Source organism: Aquicoccus porphyridii (genome assembly GCF_008369105.1).
GTDB lineage: Bacteria > Pseudomonadota > Alphaproteobacteria > Rhodobacterales > Rhodobacteraceae > Aquicoccus > Aquicoccus porphyridii.
Genome location: NZ_VINQ01000094.1, coordinates 1 through 532, shown reverse-complemented (window position 1 = coordinate 532; position 532 = coordinate 1). Strand labels below are relative to the sequence as shown.

At 70.1% G+C, this 532-nt stretch carries 1 protein-coding gene; it reads right to left on the bottom strand.

Annotation, left to right across the window (positions count from 1 at the left end):
• Positions 1-532: DNA gyrase subunit A (locus tag FLO80_RS23730; protein ID WP_281287067.1), on the bottom strand; the 532-nt coding region annotated here is incomplete at both ends.

The following is a 532-nucleotide window of genomic DNA, read 5'->3' as shown; positions in this document are numbered from 1 at the left end:
TGCCCGGCGATCTGTTCCAGCACCTTGGAACCGGACACCTGGTGCGGCAGGGCGTGGATGACGATGTCGCCGTCCTCGACGCGGTACACCGCGCGCATGCGCACCGAACCGCGGCCGGTCTCGTAGACCTTCTGCAGGTCGGCGCGCGGGGTGATGATCTCGGCTTCGGTGGGGAAGTCCGGGCCCGGCACGTGTTCGCACAATTCGGCGACCGTCGCGCCCGGCTGGTCGAGCAGGCGCACGCAGGCCGACGCGACTTCCCGCAGGTTGTGCGGCGGCACGTCGGTGGCCATGCCCACCGCGATGCCGGTGGTGCCGTTGAGCAGCAGGTTGGGCAGGCGGGCCGGCAGCACGGCCGGCTCGTCGAGGGTGCCGTCGAAGTTCGGTACCCAGTCCACGGTACCCTGGCCCAGTTCGCTGAGCAGCACCTCGGAATAGCGCGACAGGCGCGCCTCGGTATAACGCATGGCGGCGAAGGACTTGGGATCGTCCGGCGCCCCCCAGTTGCCCTGGCCGTCCACCAGCGGATAGC